This window comes from Novosphingobium lindaniclasticum LE124 (assembly GCF_000445125.1).
Lineage (GTDB): Bacteria > Pseudomonadota > Alphaproteobacteria > Sphingomonadales > Sphingomonadaceae > Novosphingobium > Novosphingobium lindaniclasticum.
Genome location: NZ_ATHL01000155.1, coordinates 42,938 through 61,030, shown reverse-complemented (window position 1 = coordinate 61,030; position 18,093 = coordinate 42,938). Strand labels below are relative to the sequence as shown.

At 65.1% G+C, this 18,093-nt stretch carries 15 protein-coding genes; 5 read left to right on the top strand and 10 right to left on the bottom strand.

Annotated elements, in window-relative coordinates:
- Nucleotides 1-30 precede the first annotated feature (30 nt).
- The 9 genes from L284_RS46500 to gor all read right to left on the bottom strand — a co-directional run bounded on the left by L284_RS46500 (nucleotide 31) and on the right by gor (nucleotide 11,562).
- The gene (locus tag L284_RS46500) at nucleotides 31-813 is read right to left on the bottom strand and encodes a thioesterase family protein (protein WP_021236304.1); all 783 of its coding nucleotides are present in this window, start codon (nucleotides 811-813) and stop codon (nucleotides 31-33) included.
- Complete coding sequence (locus L284_RS46495) at nucleotides 813-1,184, bottom strand: tRNA-binding protein (protein ID WP_021236303.1); 372 nt, start codon at nucleotides 1,182-1,184, stop codon at nucleotides 813-815. Before L284_RS46495 ends, L284_RS46500 begins: the two co-directional genes overlap by 1 nt.
- The gene (locus L284_RS46490) at nucleotides 1,185-3,209 is read right to left on the bottom strand and encodes an ATP-binding protein (RefSeq protein ID WP_021236302.1); all 2,025 of its coding nucleotides are present in this window, start codon (nucleotides 3,207-3,209) and stop codon (nucleotides 1,185-1,187) included.
- 54 nt (nucleotides 3,210-3,263) lie between these two features.
- Complete coding sequence (bioB, locus tag L284_RS46485) at nucleotides 3,264-4,316, bottom strand: biotin synthase BioB (RefSeq protein WP_021236301.1); 1,053 nt, start codon at nucleotides 4,314-4,316, stop codon at nucleotides 3,264-3,266.
- Between the two features lie 89 nt (nucleotides 4,317-4,405).
- Nucleotides 4,406-6,556, bottom strand: coding sequence for a methylmalonyl-CoA mutase (gene scpA, locus L284_RS46480; RefSeq protein ID WP_021236300.1), 2,151 nt, complete (start codon nucleotides 6,554-6,556; stop codon nucleotides 4,406-4,408).
- Between the two features lie 143 nt (nucleotides 6,557-6,699).
- A complete protein-coding gene (gene mce, locus L284_RS46475) occupies nucleotides 6,700-7,137 on the bottom strand; it encodes a methylmalonyl-CoA epimerase (RefSeq protein WP_021236299.1) in 438 nt (145 codons plus the stop codon).
- Nucleotides 7,134-8,315, bottom strand: coding sequence for a beta-ketothiolase BktB (gene bktB, locus L284_RS46470; protein WP_031343315.1), 1,182 nt, complete (start codon nucleotides 8,313-8,315; stop codon nucleotides 7,134-7,136). The genes mce and bktB overlap by 4 nt, the downstream gene beginning before the upstream one ends.
- A 101-nt stretch (nucleotides 8,316-8,416) precedes the next feature.
- On the bottom strand, nucleotides 8,417-9,943 hold the full coding sequence (locus tag L284_RS46465) for an acyl-CoA carboxylase subunit beta (RefSeq protein WP_021236297.1): 1,527 nt from the start codon (nucleotides 9,941-9,943) through the stop codon (nucleotides 8,417-8,419).
- A gap of 272 nt (nucleotides 9,944-10,215) precedes the next feature.
- A complete protein-coding gene (gene gor / locus L284_RS46460) occupies nucleotides 10,216-11,562 on the bottom strand; it encodes a glutathione-disulfide reductase (RefSeq protein ID WP_031343314.1) in 1,347 nt (448 codons plus the stop codon).
- Between the two features lie 274 nt (nucleotides 11,563-11,836).
- Here gor and L284_RS46455 point away from each other — a divergent pair, with 274 nt between their 5' ends.
- Nucleotides 11,837-12,499: an RBBP9/YdeN family alpha/beta hydrolase gene (locus tag L284_RS46455; RefSeq protein WP_021236295.1), complete on the top strand. Its 663-nt coding sequence runs from the start codon at nucleotides 11,837-11,839 to the stop codon at nucleotides 12,497-12,499.
- 156 nt (nucleotides 12,500-12,655) lie between these two features.
- On the opposite strand, the gene pgi is transcribed toward L284_RS46455, so the two are convergent.
- Nucleotides 12,656-14,176, bottom strand: a complete 1,521-nt coding sequence (gene pgi / locus L284_RS46450; protein WP_021236294.1) for a glucose-6-phosphate isomerase — start codon at nucleotides 14,174-14,176, stop codon at nucleotides 12,656-12,658.
- Between the two features lie 189 nt (nucleotides 14,177-14,365).
- Here pgi and lepB point away from each other — a divergent pair, with 189 nt between their 5' ends.
- The 4 genes from lepB (at nucleotide 14,366) to L284_RS46430 (ending at nucleotide 18,011) form a co-directional block, all read left to right on the top strand.
- A complete protein-coding gene (lepB, locus tag L284_RS46445; protein WP_021236293.1) occupies nucleotides 14,366-15,238 on the top strand; it encodes a signal peptidase I in 873 nt (290 codons plus the stop codon).
- Entirely contained in the window at nucleotides 15,239-15,907 is a 669-nt protein-coding gene (gene rnc, locus L284_RS46440) for a ribonuclease III (protein ID WP_021236292.1), read from the top strand.
- Between the two features lie 122 nt (nucleotides 15,908-16,029).
- Nucleotides 16,030-16,923 (top strand): GTPase Era, encoded by an 894-nt coding sequence (gene era / locus L284_RS46435; protein WP_021236291.1) that lies wholly within the window; start codon nucleotides 16,030-16,032, stop codon nucleotides 16,921-16,923.
- The gene (locus L284_RS46430) at nucleotides 16,923-18,011 is read left to right on the top strand and encodes an SGNH/GDSL hydrolase family protein (protein WP_021236290.1); all 1,089 of its coding nucleotides are present in this window, start codon (nucleotides 16,923-16,925) and stop codon (nucleotides 18,009-18,011) included. The genes era and L284_RS46430 overlap by 1 nt, the downstream gene beginning before the upstream one ends.
- Nucleotides 18,012-18,093 lie beyond the last annotated feature (82 nt).

Below are 18,093 nucleotides of genomic sequence, written 5' to 3'. Positions count from 1 at the left end.
GCCCCGGCTGCCGGGGCGGCGAAAAATCCTTCAGCCGAACACGGCCACTGACTGCATCCCCGCGATCACCGGCGCACCCGAGGCATTCCATTGAAGGATGTGCTCGCTGGCACCGCCGCCCCGGGCGAATTCGCTGGTGGACCGTAAAAGCCACCAGCCATCCTCGGTCGTCGGCGCCGGTTCCAGCATGTTGACGTGCCAGTGCATCGAACTGATCGGCACCTTGAAATTGACAAGCGGCAGCACCGCCGTCGGCAAGGCATCACCTACCAGCACCGCCTCCAGCGCCGGATCGAGCCCCTCGCGCTGCCGAAGCCGCACCCACCAGCACAGATCCGCCTTTTCCGAGGCAGACTTCGGCAGGCCGAAACGAGCATCGAAGTTTTCGCGAAGGAACGCCGGCGCCTGCTCCATCGGCACCGGCCTGGCCTCGGCGGGCAGCACCACGCCCTCCGGCATCGGATAGCCGGCGATATCCGCCGCGCTCTCGATCCGGCGCATGAAAACGAAACTGGCGGTGAAGCCCACACCCTTCCCGTCCGACAGTTCTGCTGAGACCCATGTGGCATTTCGCCCCTTGCGCACGACCCGCGCCCGGGCTTCCACGCGACCGGCCAGAGGCGCAATCATCGCGAACTGGCCCGACCGCAGCGGCGGTAATTCGGGATCGACCCGCTGCGCAGCCGCGAGTGTCAGTGCCGAAGTCAGCCCGCCGTAAGCGGTGCGGCCCTGTAGCCAGTCCTGGGCGATGTCGAAGGCGAAACCGCCCTCGATCTCTTCCGCTACGGCCAGCAGCGCGGCGAAACCTGTCATCAGAACAACCTCGAACCGTCGGGAACGCGGCTGTCGGGTGCGAAAAGGACCACCCGCCCCTCCTCGTCCGCGAAGCCGAGCGTCAGCGCCTCGGACAGGGCTTTGCCGATCTGGCGCGCAGGAAAGTTCACGACCGCCGCCACCTGCGGTCCGATCAGTTCCTCGGGCGTATAGAGCGCGGCGACCTGCCCCACGCTCTTGCGCTCACCGATGCCGGGGCCGAAATCGATTCGCAATTTAAGGCTCGGCTTGCGCGCTCCCTCGTAGACTTCCGCGGCGACGATGGTGCCGACGCGGATGTCCACTTTCAGGAAGTCGTCGAAGCTGACTTGCTCGGCCGCCGGCGCGGCGGGGTCGTGATCCCGATGCATTTATTCCATTTCAAGGATGACGGCGTCCACCGCGAGGCTTTCGCCCGCCTTGGCATTGACCGCCTTCACCACGCCCGACTTTTCGGCGCGCAGGATGTTTTCCATCTTCATGGCCTCGACCACGGCGAGCGGCTGACCCGCCTCGACCTTGTCGCCCTCGCCCACATGGAGCGCGACGAGCAGGCCCGGCATCGGACAGATCAGGAACTTGGAAAGATCCGGCGGGATCTTCTCGATCATATGGCTGGCCAGCGACGCCACGCGGGTAGGCAGGATCCGCACATCGTGGATCGCGCCGCGCGTGGTCATCTTCAGGCCGGTGCGCGTGAGCGCCACGCGAACGGCAATACTTTCTCCGTCGATCTCGGCTTCGATCAGGCGATCGCCAGGCGTATATTCCATCGCCAGTTCAACCTCTACGCCGTTCACCGTGACGTCCTCGTCGTCGATCACGACTTCATAGGCGGCCTTGTCGATGGTGACGGTCCACTCCGAGGGCGGTGCAAGGCGATGCGGTGCCAGTTGTCCCTCCACGCGGCGTGCACGGTCAGCCCGCGCAGTGGCGACGAAGGCGGCGACGGCGGCCAGCTTGCCCTTCAGGTCCTCGGGCGCGGGCGCGCCGGTGAAGCCTTCGGGATACTCTTCGGCGATGAAGCCGGTGGTCAACTCGCCCGAGCGGAAGCGCGGGTGCTGCATGATGGCCGAGACGAAGTCGATGTTGTGGCCAAGGCCCTCGATCTCGAACCGGTCGAGCGCGGCAACCTGCTTGTCCGCCGCCTCGTCGCGGGTCTCGCCCCAGGTGATCAGCTTGGCGATCATCGGGTCGTAGAACATCGAGACTTCGCCGCCCTCGTACACGCCGTCATCGACGCGGATGCCGTCCACGCCCCGGCGCCCGTTCTCCTCGCCATCGTCGGTCCAGCCATCGACCGGTGGATTGTAGCGCACCAGACGCCCCGTCGACGGCAGGAAACCGCGATAAGGGTCTTCGGCATAGACGCGGTTTTCGATGGCCCAGCCGTCGATCTTCACGTCGGCCTGCGTCATCTCCAGCTTTTCGCCGGCGGCGACGCGGATCATCTGCTCCACCAGATCGACGCCGGTGATCGCTTCGGTAACCGGGTGCTCGACCTGAAGGCGCGTGTTCATTTCGAGGAAGTAGAAGCTCTCGCCCGTCGGGTCCGCGCCCGAGACGATCAGTTCCACCGTACCCGCCGAGTAGTAACCCACCGCCCGCGACAGAGCGACGCACTGCTCGCCCATGGCCTTGCGCATCTTCTCGGTGACGAAGGGCGACGGTGCTTCCTCGACCACCTTCTGGTGGCGGCGCTGGATCGAGCATTCGCGCTCGTTCAGGTAGAGGATATTGCCGTGCTTGTCGCCGAGGATCTGGATCTCGATGTGGCGCGGATTGAGGATGAACTTCTCGATGAAGACGCGGTCGTCGCCGAAGGAATTGAGGCCCTCACGCTTCACGCTCTCGAAGCCCTCGCGCACGTCCTTTTCGTCGTAGGCCAGACGCATGCCCTTGCCGCCGCCGCCCGCGGAGGCCTTCATCATCACCGGATAGCCGATCTCGTTCGAGATGCGCACCGCGTGCTCGGTGTCCTCGATTTCACCGACGAAGCCGGGGACGACGTTGACGCCCGCCTGCTTGGCCAGCTTCTTGGACTCGATCTTGTCCCCCATCGCGGCAATCGCGCCCACCGGGGGCCCGATGAACTCGATCCCCTCTGCGGCCAGCGCCTCGGCGAAGGAGGTGCGCTCGGAAAGGAAGCCGTAGCCCGGATGGACGGCCTCGGCCCCGGTCTGCTTGCAGGCCTGGATGATCTTGTCGGCGATCAGGTAGCTCTGCGCAGCGGGCGCGGGGCCGATGTGCACCGCCTCATCGGCCATCTGCACGAACGGCGCGCGGGCGTCGGCATCGGAATAGACGGCCACCGTCTGGATGCCCATACGCCGCGCGGTCTTGATCACACGACAGGCGATCTCGCCCCGGTTTGCGATGAGGATTTTCTTGAACAAACCCGTCCCTTTCAAATTCCGCCGCCGACCTCGCAGGCCGCGTCCGGTTTACATCTATTCCGCCGCTTCCAGCTTTGCACAGCCCTTCGGCATCCGCTGCGCCTCGACCTGAGCCTCGGTCAGTTCGATCGCCATCGGCTTGATGCCGAGGCGAGCGAACATCGCTGCATCGTTGTCGTCGCCCGAGTTCGGCGCCGTGAGCAGCTTGTCGCCCGTGAAGATCGAGTTGGCGCCGGCCATGAAGCACATCGCCTGCGTCATTTCCGACATCGATTCGCGGCCTGCCGAAAGGCGCACCATCGACAGCGGCATGGTGATGCGCGCGACCGCCACGGTGCGCACGAATTCCACGTCGTCGATCTTCGCAAGCGGCGTATCTGCCAGCATGTCGCCGAGCACGGTGCCCTTCACCGGAACGAGCGCGTTGACCGGCACCGACTGCGGGTGATCGGGCAGCGTCGCCAGCGTGTGGACGAAGCCCACGCGATCCGCGCGCGTCTCGCCCATGCCGACGATGCCGCCCGAGCAGACGTTGATCCCCGCCATGCGCACGTTCGACAGCGTGTCAAGCCGGTCATCCATCGTGCGCGTGGTGATCACCTGATCGTAACGCTCGGGCGAGGTATCGATGTTGTGGTTGTAGTAGTCGAGCCCTGCGTCAGAGAGCATGTCGGCCTGCTCGGGGGTCAGCATGCCCAGAGTCATGCAGGTTTCCATGCCCATCGCGCGCACGCCCTTCACCATCTCGATGATGGCGGGCATGTCGCGGTCCTTGGGGTTGCGCCAGGCGGCGCCCATGCAGAAGCGGGTCGAGCCCTGGTCCGCCGCCTGCGCCGCGCGCTGGAGCACCTGCTGCACTTCCATCAGCTTGGTCGCCTTGACGCCGCTGTTCGCCGAAACCGACTGCGAGCAATAGCCGCAGTCTTCCACGCAGCCGCCGGTCTTGATCGAGAGCAGCGTGGAAAGCTGCACTTCGTTGTGCGGGTGGCTGGCGCGGTGCACTTCGGCTGCGCGGAACACCAGTTCGGTGAACGGCAGGTCGAACAGGGCCGCGATTTCCTCGCGGGTCCAGTCGGTGCGGGGGCTGATGGCGGGGGTCTCGGTCATAGTCATTCCTCAGGCGGTGCGCGCGGGATCAGGCGCGGCCAAACCCCGGTCATAGGGGCAAGCGCGGCGTCGATCCAGCGTGGCCATCCTTATTCCGCCGCTTCCAGCGAAGAACCGAGCGGCGGCATGTTGTGGCCGAGCAGGCGCAGGACGTCGGCGGCACATTCGACGACGTTGCTGCCGGGGCCGTAGATGCCCTGAACACCGGCGTTACGCAGATATTCGTAGTCCTGCGGCGGGATAACGCCGCCCGCGATGACCTTGATGTCGCCGCGACCGGCTTCGCGCAGTTTCTGGATCAGTTCGGGAATCAGGGTCTTGTGCCCGGCGGCAAGGCTGGATGCGCCGACCACGTCGACCGCGCTGTCGAGAGCGAGCACCACGGTTTCTTCCGGAGTCTGGAACAGCGGACCCGACACGACATCGAAGCCCATGTCCCCGAAGGCGGAGGCGATGACGTTGGCGCCGCGATCGTGGCCGTCCTGGCCCATCTTGGCGACCAGCACCTTGGGCTTGCGGCCGAGACGGCGCTCCACCGCAGCCACACCGTCCAGCACCTGTTGCCAGCGGCTGTCGCCCTCGTAAGGCGCGGCGTAGACGCCCTTTACCGGGGTCGGCTGGGTGCCGTAGCGCTGGAAGCTGTCTTCCATGGCCGAGCTGATCTCGCCCAGCGTGGCGCGGGCGCGGGCGCACTCCACGGCGAGAGCGAGCAGGTTGTTCTCGATGCTGGCAGGCGCGGCAGCGCCATCGCGCAGGGCCTTGAGCGCAGCCTGGCAAGCCGCCTCGTCACGCTCCGCCTTCATCTTGTTGATGCGGGCGATCTGGCCTTCGCGGACCTTGGCGTTGTCGACTTCCAGCGTCTCCAGCAGGTCTTCGCTGGCGAGGCGGTACTTGTTGACGCCGACGATCACGTCGTCGCCGCGGTCGACGCGCGCCTGACGGGCGGCGGCGGCGGTTTCGATCATCGCCTTGGGCCAGCCGGCGGCAACGGCCTTGGCCATGCCGCCCTCTGCCTGCACGCGCTCGATGATCTCCCAGGCCTGATCGACCAGCTGCTGCGTCAGCGATTCAATATAATACGACCCACCCAGCGGATCGACGACATTGCACATGCCGGTCTCTTCCTGGATGATGATCTGGGTGTTGCGGGCGATGCGGGCCGAGAAATCGGTGGGCAGCGCGATCGCCTCGTCCAGCGCATTGGTGTGCAGCGACTGGGTGCCGCCCAGCATCGAGGCCATGGCCTCGATCGTGGTGCGGATCACGTTGTTGTAGGGGTCCTGCTCCTGCAAGCTCACGCCCGAAGTCTGGCAGTGGGTGCGCAGCATCTTCGACCGCTCGTCCTTGGCGCCAAGCTGCGTCATCACCCGGTGCCACAGCACGCGCGCGGCGCGCAGCTTGGCCACTTCCATGAAGAAGTTCATGCCGATGGCGAAGAAGAACGAGAGGCGCCCTGCGAACTTGTCGATGTCGAGGCCCGATGCGACGCCGTACTTCACGTACTCCGCGCCGTCGGCGATGGTGAAGGCCAGTTCCTGCACCTGCGTCGCCCCGGCTTCCTGCATGTGGTAGCCGGAAATCGAGATCGAGTTGAACTTCGGCATCTCGCGGCTGGTGTAGCCGAAGATGTCCGAGATGATCCGCATCGAAGGCTCGGGCGGGTAGATGTAGGTGTTGCGGACCATGAACTCCTTGAGGATGTCGTTCTGGATGGTCCCGTCGAGCAGCTTGCGGTCGACGCCCTGCTCTTCACCGGCAACGATGAAGAAGGCCAGGATCGGGATCACCGCGCCGTTCATCGTCATGGAAACGGACATCTTGTCGAGCGGAATGCCGTCGAACAGGATCTTCATATCCTCGACGGAATCGATGGCGACGCCGGCCTTGCCCACGTCACCCACGACGCGCGGATGGTCGCTGTCATAGCCGCGATGGGTGGCAAGGTCGAAGGCGACCGACAGCCCCTTCTGGCCCGCCGCAAGGTTGCGGCGATAGAAGGCGTTCGATTCCTCGGCCGTGGAGAAGCCCGCGTACTGGCGGATGGTCCAGGGACGACCGGCATACATCGATGCGCGCACGCCGCGCGTGAACGGCGCGAAACCGGGAAGGCCCGGATCGACGGTCACGTCCTCGGCGGTGTAGAGCGGCTTTACCGCAATACCCTCGGGCGTGTTCCAGGTCAGGTCCTTGCCCTTGACCTCCTTCTCGGCGGCGGCCTTCCAGTCGTTGATGTCTGCCATCTTCGGCTTCCTGCATCGTCGTCCTGGACTTGATCCGGGACCGGTGTCTGTCTTTAGGCGGACGCTGTCAGAAGAGCGCCCTGCCGCGAGGTGGGCCGTTCACGGCCAGCGGTCCCGGATCAGGTCCGGGACGAGCTTGAAACTCAGTGGGCACCCTTGGGCGTTTCCATGATCTCGGTGAGCTGGCCGCCCATGTCCCTGGGGTGGACGAAGAAGATCAGCGTTCCGTGCGCGCCCATGCGCGGCTCACCCAGCACGCGCTTGCCCAGCCCCTCGAACCAAGTTTTGGCGGCGTGAATGTCCGGCACTTCGTAGCAGATGTGATGCTGCCCCCCGAGCGGGTTCTTCTCCAGCCACTTGCCCACAGCCGAGTCCGCCGCAGTCGGCTGGAGCAATTCGATCTGCGTTCCGGCCGTGCCCTCTTCTCCGGGCGTATTGACGAAGCAGACGCGAACCTGCTGGCTTTCCAGCACGAACGGCTCGGTAATATCGGTTGCGCCCATCACATCGCGATAGAACGCGATCGAAGCGTCGAGATCGGGCGTCGCGATGCCGATATGGTTGAGACGACCGAGCTTCACGCTACATTCTCGAGCACGAGGGCGATGCCCTGCCCGCCGCCGATGCACATGGTGACGAGGCCATACTTCCCGCTGGTGCGCTTCAACTCATACATGCACTTGATGGCAAGCATCGTGCCGGTGGCGCCGACCGGATGACCGATGGAAACGCCCGAGCCATTGGGATTCACTTTCTCGGGATCGAAGCCGAGCACCTTCGACACCGCCGCCGCCTGCGCGGCGAAAGCTTCGTTGCTCTCGATCACGTCGATCTGGTTGAGCGAAAGCCCCGCACGCTCCAGCGCCACCGGCACTGCCTTCATCGGGCCTTCGCCCATGTAGGCAGGCTCGACACCCGCATGGCCCCAGGCGAGGATCTTCGCCATCGGCTTAAGGCCGCGCTTATCGACCTCGGACGCGGTCGCCAGGACCACGGCGGCGGCGCCGTCGTTGATGCCGGAAGCGTTGCCCGCCGTGACCGTGCCGTCCTTCTTGAAGGCAGGCTTCATGCCGGCCAGCGTCTCCGCCGTGGTATCGGCGCGAACGTGCTCGTCGGTATCGAAGATGGTGACGCCCTTGCGCGTCTTCACCTCGATGGGGAGGATCTGGTCCTTGAAACGGCCTTCCGCGATAGCGCGCGCGGCGCGCTGGTGGCTGGTCGCGGAAAGCGCATCCATGTCCTCACGGGTGACGCAGTGGCGCTCAGCCACGTTCTCCGCCGTGATGCCCATGTGGTAGCCGCCGATGGCATCCGACAGGCCGACGGTCAGCGCGTCTTCCTGCGTGTTCGCGCCCATCTTCTTGCCCCAGCGCACGCCGTGGTCGTGGTAGGGCACGTTCGACATCGATTCCGCGCCGCCCGCGACGGTGATCCCCGCCTCGCCCAGCTTCATCATCTGCGCGGCAGACACGATCGCCTGCACGCCCGATCCGCACAGGCGGTTGAGCGTCAACGAAGGCACTTCGAACGGCACGCCGGCATTGATGCCGATCACGCGGCTGAGCATTTCGTCCTTGGCGCTGGTGGGCATGACCTGACCGATGACGATATGGCCGACGTCCTCTGGAGCAACGCCCGCGCGGGCCAGCGCCTCGGTGACGACTTTGCCGCCGAGATCGGAAGGCATGAACGACTTCAGCGAGCCGCCGAAATCACCGACTGCCGTGCGCACGCCGCTGACGATGTAGATGTCTTCCATGACCTGACTTCCCAACTTCATTTCTCGATAAAGGCCGTCTTCGCGACCTGTCGGGGATTGCGGAACTCTCTAAAAGAGAAGGCTCGCAATCCGTGACGCCATCACAACGGAATGTTGTCGTGCTTCTTCCACGGATTTTCGAGGCTCTTGGTCCGCAGCTTGCGCAGGCCCAAAGCGATGCGCTTGCGAGTCGAATGCGGGTAGATAACCTCGTCGATATAGCCCCGGCTCGCCGCCACGAAGGGGTTGGCGAAGCGGTCTTCGTATTCCTTGGTCTTCTCGGCAATGCCTTCGGGGGAGAGGCCGCGGAAGATGATCTCCACCGCGCCCTTGGCGCCCATCACCGCAATTTCGGCGGTAGGCCAGGCGTAGTTGAGATCGCCGCGCAAGTGCTTGGAGGCCATGACGTCGTAGGCGCCGCCATAGGCCTTGCGGGTGATCACGGTGATCTTCGGCACGGTCGCCTCGGCATAGGCGAACAGCAGCTTGGCGCCGTGCTTGATGATGCCGTTGTGCTCCTGGTCGGTGCCCGGCAGGAAGCCCGGAACGTCCACGAAGGTGATGATCGGGATATTGAAGGCATCGCAGAAGCGCACGAAACGCGCGGCCTTCTTTGACGAGTTGATGTCCAGCACGCCCGCCAGCACCATCGGCTGGTTGGCGACGACGCCCACGGTCTTGCCCTCGATCCGGCCGAAACCGACGATGATGTTGCCGGCATGGAGCGGCTGGACCTCGAAGAAGTCGCCCTCGTCGAGCGTCTTCCGGATCACCTCGTGCATGTCGTAAGGCTGGTTGGCCGAGGGCGGGATAACGGTGTCGAGGCTTTCCTCGGCGCGGTCCCACGGATCGGCGCAGGGCCGTTCGGGCACGTCCTCGCGGTTGCTCAGCGGCAGGAAATCGAAGAAATCGCGCGCCGCCAGCAACGCCTCGATATCGTTCTCCAGCGCCAGGTCTGACACCGAGGTCTTGCTGGAATGCGTCACCGCGCCGCCCAGTTCCTCCTGGGTGACGACTTCGTTGGTGACGGTCTTCACCACGTCCGGCCCGGTGACGAACATGTAGGAGCTATCCTTCACCATGAAGATGAAGTCCGTCATCGCCGGTGAATAGACCGCGCCGCCCGCACAGGGGCCCATGATCAGCGATAGCTGCGGCACCACGCCCGAGGCGAGCACATTGCGCTGGAACACTTCGGCATAGCCGCCGAGCGATGCCACGCCTTCCTGGATGCGGGCACCGCCGGAGTCGTTGAGGCCGATGACGGGCGCGCCGACCTTCATCGCATTGTCCATCAGCTTGCAGATCTTCTGCGCGTGGCGGTGCGAGAGCGAGCCGCCGAACACGGTGAAGTCCTGGCTGAACACGAAGACGAGGCGGCCGTTGATCGTGCCCGATCCGGTGACCACGCCGTCGCCGGGGATCTTCTGGCTTTCCATGCCGAAGTCGGTGCAGTCATGCTCGACGTAGAGATCGAACTCCTCGAAGCTGTCTTCATCGAGCAGGATGTCGAGACGTTCGCGCGCGGTAAGCTTGCCCTTGGCATGCTGCGCGTCGATCCGCTTCTCCCCCCCGCCCAGCTTCGCAGCGGCGCGGCGCTTCTCCATTTCGGCGATATTGGCGGACATCCGGGTTCCCTTGGCAAGTGACCTTGACGGCACGAATTATTGCCCCTGCTAGGCAGGTTGGGAGGGGGAGGTCAATAGTTTTAATCGATCGGTTAAATGACAGAAAGATCAGGTTCGCGCGAATTTCGCCCCACCGATGAGTTTGATGGGGGTTAGATCGCCAGCGCGGCGCAGCTGCGCTATCGTGCGCCGGCGTCGCCACGGAAAAAGGCGTCGCCGCCAGAACGGCAGCGACGCCTTTTTTTTGCGTCGAACCTGGGAAGCAGCCCGCCCTACTTCATCAGGACGAGTTCTTCCGACATCGTGGGATGCACGGCCACGGTGGCGTCGAAGTCGGCCTTGGTCAGGCCCGCCTTCACCGCGATCGCCGCCGCCTGGATGATCTCCGGCGCATCGGGGCCGATCATGTGCAGGCCCACCACTTTCCCGGTCGTGCCCTCGCAAACCATCTTGTAGAGCGAGCGCTCGTTGCGCTGTGCGAGCACGTTCTTCATCGGGCGGAAGTCGCTGGTGTAGATCTCCACCGAGCCGAGCTTCTGACGCGCCTGAGCCTCGGTCAGGCCCACCGCGCCGATCGGCGGATGGCTGAACACGGCGGAGGGAATGCAACCGTAGTCGAGGGTCGTCGGCTTGCCGCCGAACACGGTGTCGGCAAAGGCATGGCCTTCGCGGATCGCCACCGGGGTCAGCTGGACGCGGTTGGTCACGTCGCCCACGGCGTAGATGTGATCGACGTTGGTCTTCGAATATTCGTCGACCCGAACCGCGTTCTTCTCGTCGAGTTCCACGCCGACGTTCTCCAGGCCCAGACCTTCGACATTGGGCACGCGGCCGGTGGCGAAAAGAACGCAATCGACCTCGAGCGGCTCGTGGTTGGTCATCGCGACAGTCAGCGAGCCATCGGCATTCTTCTCGATCCCGCGGAAGTCGGCGTTGAAGCGGAAATCGATCCCCTTGGTCAGCGATATCTGGAGCAGGCGGTCACGCATCGACTCGTCGTAGCCGCGCAGCAACTGGTCCGAGCGGTTGATCAGCGTCACCTTCGAGCCGAACTGGTGGAAGATGCCCGCGAACTCGTTGGCAATGTACCCGGCGCCCGCAATCAGGATGCGCTTGGGCAAGGCGTCGAGGTGGAAGGCCTCGTTCGAGGTAATGCCGTGCTCGTGGCCCGGGCAGGACGGGATCAGCGGACGGGCGCCGGTGGCGATAAGGATGATTTTCGCGGTCTTCTTCTCGCCGCTGGCCAGGGTGATTTCGTGCGGACCGGTGATCGTGGCGCGTTCGTGGAAGATCTCGACCTTGTTGTTCTCCAGGGTCTGCGTGTAGATTCCGTTGAGGCGGTCGACGTCGCCCAGCACATTGTCGCGCAGCTTGATCCAGTCGAAATGGCATTCCGGAATGTCCCAGCCGAAATGGCGGGCATCTTCCAGATCCTCAGCGAAGTGCGCGCCGTAGACTAGCATCTTCTTGGGCACGCAGCCCCGGATCACGCAGGTGCCGCCGACCCGATACTCCTCGGCCACCGCCACGCGCGCGCCGTGCGCCGCCGCGATCCGGCTGGCGCGCACGCCGCCCGATCCTGCACCGATGGTGAAGAGGTCGTAGTCGTATTCTGACATGCACTTGGCTCCTGCTGCGCCGGCTTGCGTCCGGGCACGGCGCATATGGGGCAGATTGGCGCCGATTGCCAACGGCTGTTCGCTCCAAACGCCGTCCGGCCACGAAGCCCACCTTTACCGCCCCCAAGTAACGAACTGTCGAAACGCCCGCCCGGCCGAGCGCAATTCATTTGTCGACTAATTCAGTTGAGTTTATAGAAGGCATATCACTGCCGCTCCCTACAGGACAGCCTGCGCCGGCGGACCAACACTCCTCGAGTCAGGAGACGAGAGAATGGCAAAGACGCAAACGCGCGAGACCCGCGAAAAGGAACCCCTCGTTCTGCTAATCCCCGGCCTCGACGGCAGCGGTCCGGGCCACTGGCAGCGCCGCTGGGCGGAAGAGATGGACAATGCCCAGATCGTCGATCTCGGACTCTGGGAGAAGCCACATCGCAATACCTGGATCAATCGCCTCAACCACTCGGTTCAGCGCGCGGGCCGCCCGGTCGTGCTGGTGGCGCATAGCCTCGGCTGCCTGCTGACGGCGTGGTGGGCCAAATTCGAGCAGCCCGGTCCGTCCTCGCCGGTGCTCGGCGCGCTGCTCGTCGCGCCGCCCGAAGTGGACTTCTTCCCGCGCGACGACCGGCTCAACGGCTTCGCGCCGACGCCGAGCGATGCCCTACCCTTCCCGTCGATCCTGGTGGCCAGCCGCAACGATCCCTGGATCGGCTTTCCAACCGCCCGCCTGCTGGCCCGCCAATGGGGCAGCCAGTTCGTCGATGCGGGCGACACCGGCCACATCAACGCGGATTCGAAGATCGGCAGCTGGGAAGACGGCAAGCGCCTGCTACGGCAGTTGACCGGCGGCAGCATCTCTGCGCAGCCGGCGCGTGCCCCGCTCTCCTCGGATTGGGAAGGGCTTGAAGGGCGAAACGGCGACTGGAGAAGTCGCTAAGGCTCCGTCCTGGGTCACGGCAAAGCCGTCTCAGGGGTGTGCGAGCAGCCCTCTTTCGTCATTGCGAGCGTAGCGAAGCAATGACGAGACGTTGAGGGTCGCAGCGCGGGAGGAAGCGATTGATCACTCCCTCCCGCACATCTTACATAGAGCCTCTCAGGCGATGCCCGCAAGCTGGAGCAGCGCTTCGGTCGAAGGGTCGAACGCGGTGCCGCCCTTCTCGATCTGCTTGGCGATCTCCTTGCCCAGCTCCACGCCGAACTGGTCGAAGGGATTGATCTCCATCAGCACGGCATTGGCGAACGTGCGGTGTTCGTGGAAGGCGATCAGAGCGCCGAAAGTGGCGGGCGAGACTTCGTCGAGCAGGATCGTCGCCGAAGGACGATCGCCCGAGTAGGCGCGCGCCGGATCTTCGCTCGCCTTGCCCGCCATCAGTGCGGCGCCCTGCGCGAAGCAGTTCGACAGCAGGATGCGGTGATGCGCGGGATTGAGATCGTCGCCAGGCGCGATCGCGGCGATGAAGTCCACCGGCACCAGGTTGGTGCCCTGGTGAAGGAGCTGGAACACGGCATGCTGGGCATCGGTGCCGACGCCGCCCCAGGTGATCGGTGCGGTCGGGCCGTCCACCGGCGAGCCGTCGACCTTCACGCTCTTGCCGTTCGATTCCATCTCCAACTGCTGGAGATAGTCCGGCAGCAGCGCCAGGCGTTCGTCATAGGCGAACACCGCGCGCGTCTGGCAGCCCCGCAGGCGCGTATAGTACTGGTCGGCGAAAGCCGCGCGCAGCGGCAAGTTGGCAAGACCATTGGTGTCCCGGAAATGAATGTCCATCGCCGCCGCACCGTCGAGAAACTCGGCGAAATCCGGCCAGCCCAGCGCCATGGCGACCGGAAAACCGATCGACGACCACAGCGAGTAACGACCGCCCACGCTTTCCGAGAACGGCAGGATGCGCGTCTCGTCCACCCCCCATTCGATGGCCTTCTCGGGCGCCGCGGTCAGTGCGACGACGCGGCCATAGGGATCCTGAACCCCGTGCTCGCGCATCCAGGACAGGACGCTTTCCGCATTGGTCATCGTCTCGATGGTGGTGAAGGTCTTCGAAGCGACCGCCAGCATGGTCGTTGCCGGGTCGCACTTCGCGAAGGCCGCTTCCAGCGCGCAGCCGTCGATATTGGACACGACATGAACTTCGACCATCGCCCCGTCGCGCGCGAGCGCGTCGATCGCCAAGGCCGGACCCAGCGCCGAACCGCCGATGCCGACATGGATCAAGTGCTTCACCTCGCCCATGGCGCCGCGATGGATGGCCTCGACGATGGCGGCCATGCGGGCATGGTTCTCGAAGGCGAGCGCCACGCTTTCCTCGCTGCCGACGCCGCGCTGCGCAGTATGCTCGGCCGCGCGGCCTTCGGTCGGGTTGACGATCTCGCCTGCGAAGAGGGCAGCCCGCCGACCGGCGAAGTCCGTAGCTTCGGCCAGTTCCTCGAAAGCGGCGATATGCGCAGCGTCGAGGTGCGTCTTCGACCAGTCGAACCGGATCGCGCCGGGGCAGGTCTCATCCCCGAGTTCGAAACGCGTGGCCAGCAGGTCGAGCCGGCCGCCATCGGCGTCGAAAAGCTCGGCAAGCGTCGGTTTGGGCAATCCTTTCAGCTTGTTCCATACCGCTTCGCTCATGCCATATTCCTTTGTTCGGGTTGGGGCCAAGCCTTATGCCCAGCAGGCGCCGGAAGGCCAAGGTCATTCTTGTTCGCAAGTCTGCGCAGCGGCCCACGTCAGGGCTATGACGTTTTTCGTCGATCCAGGCATGTCTTCACTGTGTATCTCACTTGACGTAAGGCGCCGCGCGCAACAAGGGTTCGAGCCATGAGCGACATCGAAACCGCGAGTTCCGGCCCCGTGAAGCAAGCGCCGCCGGCGCCCGACCGCCAGCCTTCCCCAAAGGACGCCAAGAAGGATGCGAAGAAGGATGAAGGCTTCTTCTCCTTCCTGCTCTGGCTGGTGCTGGGCGTGGTGGTGCTGCGCAGCTTCATCATCTCGCCCTTCAACATTCCGAGCGAGTCGATGCTGCCGCGCCTGCTGAACGGCGACTATCTGTTCGCCTCGAAGTGGTCCTACGGCTATTCGAAGTATTCGCTGCCCTTCAGCCTGCCGCTGATCCCCGGCCGGGTCTTCGCCAGCCAGCCCGCGCGCGGCGACGTGGTGATCTTCAAGGCCCCTCCGGGCAACGATGTGGACTACATCAAGCGCGTGATCGGCCTTCCGGGTGACGAAGTGCAAGTGAAGGCCGGACAGGTCTTCCTCAACGGCAAGGCCGTGCCGCGCGTCAAGCAGCCCGACTTCGTTTTGCCGGTCACTGCGAACACCCACTGCTACGCGCCCGAGTTCGAAGGCAAGGATGCGGAAGGCGGCCCGGTCTGCAACTACCCGCAGTTCCGCGAGACGCTGCCCAACGGCAAGAGCTACAACGTGCTCGACCTCGGCCGGACGCCGCAGGACGACACCGGGGTCTACATCGTTCCCGAAGGGCACATGTTCCTGATGGGCGACAACCGCGACAATTCGCTCGATAGCCGCTTCCCGGCGATCGAGGGCCAGGGCATCGGCATCGTCCCGCAGGACAACCTGGTGGGCAAGGCCGCTCTGATGATGTTCTCCACCGACGGCGACGCCGAATGGCTCAAGCCCTGGACCTGGTTCACCGCCGCGCGCTGGAGCCGGATCGGGAGCGTGATCTGAGTGCTTGAAGCAAAAGACCGCAGTTTCCTCGCCGACATCTCGGGCGCCGCGCCTGCCGACGAAGCGCTCTGGCTCTCCGCGCTCACCCACGGCAGCACCGGCGAGAAGCGCAATTACGAACGACTGGAATTCCTTGGCGACCGGGTTCTCGGCCTCTCGGTCGCCGAATGGCTTTTCGAACACAGCGAGGAAGCAGAGGGCCGGCTTTCACAGCGCCTGAACGCGCTCGTCAGCCGCCAGACCTGCGCCCAGGTCGCGCGCCAGATCGGGCTTGGGCCGCACATGCGTCTCGGCAAGCAGGCCCGCGACGACGGGGGGCTCGACAGCGACAATATTCTGGGCGACGTGATGGAAGCGCTGATCGGCGCCTGCTTCACCGAGCGGGGCTTTGAAGCCGCGCGCCAGATGGTGCGCAAGCTCTGGGCCGAATCGATGCAGGGGAAGGCGGGGAAGCGCAAGCATCCCAAGTCGGCGCTCCAGGAATGGGCCGCCGGCAATCGCCGCCGCATGCCGGAATACAAGCTGGTCGAACGCTCGGGGCCGGACCATGCCTCGCAGTTCACGGTGGAAGTAGCCGTCCACAACGTGGGCACCGCGCGCGCCACGGCGAATTCCAAGCAGGACGCGGAGACTCGCGCTGCCGAGGAATTCATGAGAAAATTCGGATGACGTCACGCCCCGCCTGACCGGCGCGACGAAGGACACCATTTCGTTCCGCGTGTGTTATTGCCGTGGAACGGGCCGAAAAAGCTGAAGATCGCAGGCGCGAAGCCTGACCAAAGGGAATATCGATGACTCAAAAATGCGGACTCGTCGCCGTGATCGGCGCGCCAAATGCAGGCAAGTCCACGCTGGTCAACGCGCTCGTCGGCCAGAAGGTGGCCATCACCTCGGCCAAGGCGCAGACCACCCGTGCCCGCCTGATGGGCATTGCCCTGGCGGACGAGGTGCAGATCATCCTTGCCGACACCCCCGGCATCTTCGAGCCCCGCCGCCGCCTCGACCGCGCCATGGTCGCCGCCGCCTGGGAAGGCGCGCAGGAGGCCGACGCGGTGCTGCTGGTGGTCGATCCGATCAAGAAGCGCCGCCACGAGCTTGAGCCGCTGCTCGAAGCGCTGGCCTTGCGTCCGGAGCGCAAGATCCTGGTCATCAACAAGGTCGATGCCGGCGCCAAGGAACCGCTGCTGGTCCTGGCCCAGGAACTGACCGGCAAGGTCCAGTTCGACGAAGTGTTCTTCGTCTCCGCGCTCTCGGGCGACGGCGTGCCGGAACTCAAGACGCACCTCGCCGGCCTGATGCCCGAAGGTCCCTGGCACTATCCCGAGGACCAGGTCTCCGACGCCAGCGAACGCCTGCTCGCCTGCGAGATCACCCGCGAACAGCTTTACCGCCAGCTTCACGAGGAGCTACCCTACGACGCCGCCGTGCGCCCGGAAGGTTACGAGCAGCGCAAGGACGGCTCGGTGGAAATTCGCCAGCAGATCGTCGTCACCCGCGACAACCAGCGCGCCATCGTGCTCGGCAAGGGCGGCTCCAAGATCAAGGCGATCGGCGAGGCCGCGCGCAAGGAACTGGCCGAAGTGCTCGGCCAGAAGGTCCACCTGTTCCTCCACGTCAAGGTCGAGGAAAACTGGGCCGACACGCGCGACATCTACGAAGAAATCGGGCTGGACTGGGTCAAGTAATGAAGCGCCTCTCGTCGATGAGGGCTGCGCGGGCAGCCATGCTTCTCGGCGCCCTGTCCGCGCCTGCGATCGCCCGCGCGGCGGAGAGCGAACAGGTCGCCGCGGTGGAGGAAAGCCTGGCCGGCCAGCGCTACGTCGCCATCGGCTCCTCCTTCGCCGCCGGCCCCATGCTACCGCCTGCCAAGAGCGGCGCGCCCGCACGCTGCGGCCAGAGCATGAACAATTACCCGACGCTCCTTGCCGAGCGCTTCGGGATGATCCTCACCGACCGTACCTGCTCGGGCGCGACGACGAACAACGTGCTCGGCCCCTGGGGCGACATCCCGCCGCAGATCGAGGCGGTCACTCCGCAGACCCGGCTGGTGACGGTGACGATCGGCGGCAACGATCTCAACTACATCGGCAACCTCTTCACCGCGACCTGCCTCCACCGCGCCCGGCAGGCTCCGGCCGGCAACAAGCGCGCGGCCTGCGGCACGGTGAAAGTGCCCACCGAAGTCGACTACGCGCGTGACGAGATGCAGATGATGGAGATCGCGCGGCGCATTCGCACCGTGGCGCCTCGCGCGCGTCTCGTCTTCGTGCAGTATCTGACCCCGCTGCCGCAGCCCGGCGGGCTTTGCCCAGCTACCCCGGTGAGCGAGGAACATGCGGCGATCACCCGCCGCATCGGCCAGCGACTCTCCGAGATCACCGGCCGCGTGGCCCAGGCTTACGGCGCCATCGTCGTGGAAATGAACCAGTCCTCGGCCACGCACACGCCCTGCGATACCGTGCCCTGGATGATCGGCTCGCCGGAGGGCTACGACGGTAGCCAGGGGCTCCAGTGGCACCTCAACTTCGCCGGAATGCAGGCGACCGCCAACGATATCGGCTGGTGGCTGACCCGTGCCGGAGTGAAGCAGGCGAAGCCGGGCTTTACCCTCCAGCCGCAGTCCATCCCTTCGGGAACGCCGACGGTCGTCGTGCCTCCCGCCGTGCCCGCCACGCCAGCGTCACCCTCGAAGGCCTCTCCCACGGCCAAGCCCTCGCCGGCTCCCACGGCGAAGCCCATCGCTGCGCCGGGCACCGGTCGCTCGCGGCGCTGAGGTGCCCGAAGTCTCGAAACCGTAACCTTCGCGCGCCATGACGCCGCCTGGAGCGGCTTCCGATCCGACTGCATCGGATCGA